The 4,618-nt window shown below is 43.4% G+C and carries 4 protein-coding genes, 1 rRNA gene and 1 other RNA gene; 3 read left to right on the top strand and 3 right to left on the bottom strand.

Annotated features, from left to right (window positions below; translation table 11 throughout):
* The first annotated feature begins 29 nt into the window (after window positions 1-29).
* A 5S ribosomal RNA gene (gene rrf, locus F8H35_RS08135) occupies window positions 30-146 on the top strand.
* Window positions 147-198: 52 nt separating this feature from the next.
* On the opposite strand, the gene F8H35_RS08130 is transcribed toward rrf, so the two are convergent.
* Entirely contained in the window at window positions 199-2,004 is a 1,806-nt protein-coding gene (locus F8H35_RS08130) for an endo alpha-1,4 polygalactosaminidase (protein WP_472573045.1), read from the bottom strand.
* A 129-nt stretch (window positions 2,005-2,133) separates the two neighbouring features.
* On the opposite strand from F8H35_RS08130, the gene ffs reads away from it, so the two are divergent.
* Window positions 2,134-2,231: signal recognition particle sRNA small type (ffs, locus tag F8H35_RS08125), an RNA gene on the top strand.
* Here ffs and hrcA read toward each other — a convergent pair.
* Both hrcA and F8H35_RS08115 read right to left on the bottom strand, forming a co-directional pair.
* On the bottom strand, window positions 2,232-3,266 hold the full coding sequence (gene hrcA, locus F8H35_RS08120) for a heat-inducible transcriptional repressor HrcA (RefSeq protein WP_472573044.1): 1,035 nt from the start codon (window positions 3,264-3,266) through the stop codon (window positions 2,232-2,234).
* Window positions 3,267-3,306: 40 nt separating this feature from the next.
* Window positions 3,307-3,822, bottom strand: a complete 516-nt coding sequence (locus tag F8H35_RS08115; protein WP_472573043.1) for a gamma carbonic anhydrase family protein — start codon at window positions 3,820-3,822, stop codon at window positions 3,307-3,309.
* A gap of 74 nt (window positions 3,823-3,896) precedes the next feature.
* Here F8H35_RS08115 and rpe point away from each other — a divergent pair, with 74 nt between their 5' ends.
* Window positions 3,897-4,553, top strand: coding sequence for a ribulose-phosphate 3-epimerase (gene rpe / locus F8H35_RS08110; protein ID WP_472573042.1), 657 nt, complete (start codon window positions 3,897-3,899; stop codon window positions 4,551-4,553).
* Window positions 4,554-4,618 lie beyond the last annotated feature (65 nt).

Here is a 4,618-nt window from a genome sequence, read left to right as displayed (position 1 = left end):
GAATATGGATTGATAGTGAAAATGGAAAGCCTGGTGCCCATAGCGGCGGGGAAACACCCGATCCCATTCCGAACTCGGAAGTTAAGCCCGCCAGCGCCGATGATACTGCCCGCGGGAGCGGGTGGGAAAGTAGGGCGGTGCCAGGCTTTTTTTATTTTAAGAATAAGCCGGCAGGAAGCCGGCTATCAGTGAGAAAAGTTATTTGTATTCTCCGTAATCACAGCTTTTGACGTAAGAGCCATCCAGATCTTCTGACGCAATCAAGACCTTTATTCCTAATTTTGCGGCTTTCTCACATAGTTCTTTGAATGCTTCTTCATCTTTTTGATATTTGGTGTCGTATTCTATGTCAAACACAGGTTTTCCTTCGTCTATAAAAGGTTTGTAGAGATCACACTCGTTGTAATGGAAACATTCTTCTGCTATTTCAAAGTTGAAGTTTTCTTTGACTTTTGGAATCAAGAACCCGCTGTTTTTAAGTCCTATCCAGAGGCCTAACTGTTTTGCCTTCTGGCTTAAGAATTTAGCGTAGTCAATAGCATCTTTTTCAGTAAGGTTAAATCCACTGTCTTGTTGATATACATCCATGTTGTCCGGATCAATGCCGTCACATCCTTTGTCTTTGGCAAGTCTGATCCTTTCTGCCATTATCTGGCGAACTTTTTGGTTCCTTATGTCTAACCACCTTTCGCCTTCCCATCCATCTACTTTTTTCCCTAAGGCTTCTTTGGGGAATTGGTCAGCATCTGGTCTCCAGTTTTCGTATGTTCCTGCACTGAAGTAACAGATGACTTTTTTTCCTTCTTCTTTCAGCTGTTCTATTTGTGATTGAGGGGTGTCAAATAGGTCTACGTCGTAAACAGAGGCAGGGATGTCTGTTCTTAGGTCTGTATCGTCATTCTGAAGTTGGATGTAGAATGTATCTTCTGTGGTGAGCTGGGGACAGGGGGAAAATGCTCTGTCTAAAGAGGGTTCATCTTCAGGTTTTATTCTGTTCTTGTCGGAGATGTTCCCGCATACTTTTGCCTGGGGCAGTCTCATTATTTTGAGTTCGTATAGCTGGTTGCCGAATATGGCATTTTCTATTACTGAGTTGTAGATGCCGTCGGTATCTTCATCTCCACCAAGTCTTATTCCGGCTCCTTTGTTCCCAAATACGATGTTTCTTTCGATGGTGTTTTCATTTCCTCTTACTGATATCCCGCCGACGTTTTCCAGTTTGTTCTTTGAGCAGAGGTTGCTGTAGATGTAGATGTTTGTTGAACCTTCTTTTACGTCTAAGCATTCGCTACCGTAGGTTATTATTGAGTTGTGGTGGATTGAGATGTTGCTTGATCTGTCGGGCTGGTCGGCCTGTTCTGGGGCTGTTCCGATGTAGATGCCTTCTCCGTTTGTTCCCTTTCCGAATTTGAAGTTCTCTAAACCGCAGTGGCTTATTTTTGAGAATGCTATATCTGAATTTCTGGTGTATTTGAACCTTACACACTCTCCCAGCGCGTTTTTTAGGTAGAGTCCGTATATTCTTATTCCTTTTAGATATCTGTCAGGTGTTCCATGGATGTAGAGGAGTTCGTCGTGATAGCAGTTTTTATCCTGACAGGGAGCAAAGTGGCCGTCTACTACTAAGTTGGCAAGGGTTATATAGCTGTTGGTTATTTCTATTTCTCTGCCTTTGGGTTCGTTATTTCCTTTTATAGTTGCTCCTGGCATTCCGGCTATTGTTATCGGTTTGCCAGGTTTTCCATCTCTTACTGTTTTTATGTTTTCTCTGTAGGTTCCGGGCATGAGGACTATTGTGTCTCCAGGCTGGGCTCTTTTGAGGGCTTCTGATATGTGTTTTAGGGGATGTTTGTAGGAGCCGTTGTTTGAGTCGCTACCGTGTTTGGGGTAGACGAAGATGATTTTTCCCTGGTTGTAGTAGGGGGGAGCTCCCGCCTTTGTTAAAACCGCAGATCCTGAAATTAGAATAGCGGATAAGAGTGTTGCCGATAGTAATGTTCTCATTATCCCTCCCTCAAGTTTTGTTCTTAGTTTTTTATTAAAACCTATTATTTTTTTTGATGTTTTAATTTCCTTTAATCTTGATTCACTCTTTCTCTTGACTTTCTGGTTCTTCAACCTATTTTTGTTTTATGCCGGGGTCTCCACAACGTCCGGAGGGTGAACCCCGCCAGGCCCGGAAGGGAGCAACGGTAAGCCTGAAGGGCGTGTGTGGTAAGGCTCCGGCTTTTCTATTTGTTGAGGATAAGAGAGAGAGCTCTCGTTACGTTCTCAATCAAAGGTATCACTTCAGAGTAGTTCATCCTTTTGGGGCCTATTACTCCAACAACACCACCGTTTTTAAACCCGGCGCTGTATTTTCCTAAAACAAAGCTTATTGATGATAGTGGCTCCGGCTCTATTTCTGAGCCAAGTATAACGCTTATGTTTCTCTTTTCGTTCAGGAATTTCCTGAGGACTTCAAGGAATAGAGTTTTCTCTTCAAGAAGTTCAAGAACCTGTTTTAACCTTTCAGCATCTCCTGAAACCATGTTAACTATATTTGATGTTCCGTGGACTTCTAAGTAGTTTACCTCGTTGAGCGATTTGAGTATGTGGGTACTTATCCTGAAGGATAGATCTGATATCTCTTTTCTCAGTATTTCTATCTCTTCTATCAGTTCCCTTTTGACCTGTTTTAGGGTTTTACCCCGGAACTTCTGGGTGAGGAGTTTTGAGATTCGGGGGAGCTCCCCATCAGGAACAGAAGCCCTTATCACCCTGTGGAGAACGTAATCGGGCTGGAAGTTAATGACTATGAGTATTTTGTCTGAAGATACCTTAAAGAGTGATATGTTTTCTACAGTAAGGTTTTCTGTAAAGCTGGCTCCGAAACCGATGTAACCGGTGCTGGACTGTATAAAGTCAAGGACTTTTGCAAGGATTTCGTCTCTATCCCACACTTTTTCGCTCTTGAGGAAGTCTATAAGCCTGTTTACGAGGGTTTCGTCTTTTTCTCCAAGTGCTAAAAACAAACTGTTTATGTAGGTTTTTAAACCTTTATCTGTAGGAACCCTTCCAGCGGAGGTGTGGGGCTGGAAGAGATATCCTTTATCTTCAAGGTCTGCCATTACGTTCCTTATAGTTGCAGGGCTAAAAGGGAGTGAGTAGGTTTTCTGGAGTGTTCTTGAACCGATAGGTTCTCCCTGTTTCAGGTAGAGTTCTACAATTTTGAGCAGTATGTCCCGTTCTCTCTCTGTAAGTTCTTTTCTCAAGAGTACTCCCATTTTAACGGTACTATCTGGTTTACCGTTTTTAATATATGCTTTAGAATCCAAGTTCTAAGTAGGTATCTTTGTACTTAACGTATCTGAGGGCGTGCTCTTTCAGGTGTTTAATCTCATCTTCTGAGAGTTCCCTCTTAACTTTTGCCGGGAATCCCATTATTAGTGAGTTGGAGGGAAACTCTTTTCCCGGTGGAACTAAAGTTCCGGCAGCAACTATAGAGTTTTCGTTTATAACGGCACCGTCTAAGATTATGGCTCCTATTCCAATAAGGCAGTTGTCTTTAATGGTGCATCCGTGGAGTTTAACAGCGTGGCCGATTGTAACGTAGTTTCCTATTACTGTAGGGTGGGTTCTGTTGGTTACATGAACTACAGTCCCATCCTGAACAGAGGTGCACTTTCCTACCTTTATGTAGTTTACGTCTCCCCTTAAAATGGTTCCAAACCAGATGGAGCTGTCGTCTCCTATCTCAACGTCTCCTATTACCGTTGCGTTTTCCGCTATGAATACCCTCTCTCCTATTTTTGGCTTAAGGTTTCCGTACTCCCTTATCAACGTTCGCCTCCTCTCAGTTTTCCTGTCCATTCTAACACTCTGTTTGTTAGAATTTGCCCCACACGGAGGAGATTATGGCTCTGCTTGCTCCATCTATTCTTTCTGCCAACTTTGCCTGCCTTGAAAGGGATATAAAAGAGGTGGAAGCGTCCGGTGCCGACCTACTCCACGTTGACGTTATGGATGGCCGTTTTGTTCCAAACATCACAATCGGTATTCCCGTTGTTGAGTCTATAAGGAAGGTGACGGAGCTCCCCTTAGACGTCCACCTTATGATTGTTGAGCCAGAGAAGTACATTCCAGATTTTATAAAGGCCGGTGCTAACTGGGTTTCCTTCCACTTTGAGGCTGCCGTTCACCACCACAGGATTGTTTCACAGATAAAAGAGCTGGGCGCAAAAGCCGGAATAGTTATAAACCCGTCAACTCCAGTCTCCTTTTTAGAGGAGATTCTTCCCTTTTTAGATTTCGTTCTTGTTATGTCTGTTAACCCTGGGTTTGGAGGGCAGAAATTTATTCCTACTTCTCTTAAGAAGATTGAGAAGTTGAAAAAGATGAGAGAAGAGCTTAACGGAAGTTTCCTCATAGAGGTTGACGGCGGGATAAAGGTTGATAACGTTGAGTCGGTTTTAAAGGCTGGAGCCGATGTGATAGTTGCAGGCTCTGCCGTTTTTAAGGGAGACGTATCGGCCAACGTTAGGGCGTTCAAGGAGATTCTTAAAAACTATTAGCGGGGAGAGGCCATGAAACAGGTAAAACTGATGACGGGAACTGCAAACCCTGAACTTGCTAAGAG

Source organism: Thermovibrio sp. (genome assembly GCA_015488335.1).
Lineage (GTDB): Bacteria > Aquificota > Aquificia > Desulfurobacteriales > Desulfurobacteriaceae > Balnearium.
The sequence above is the reverse complement of the archived record's forward strand: the minus strand, read 5'-3'. Positions and strand labels throughout refer to the sequence as shown.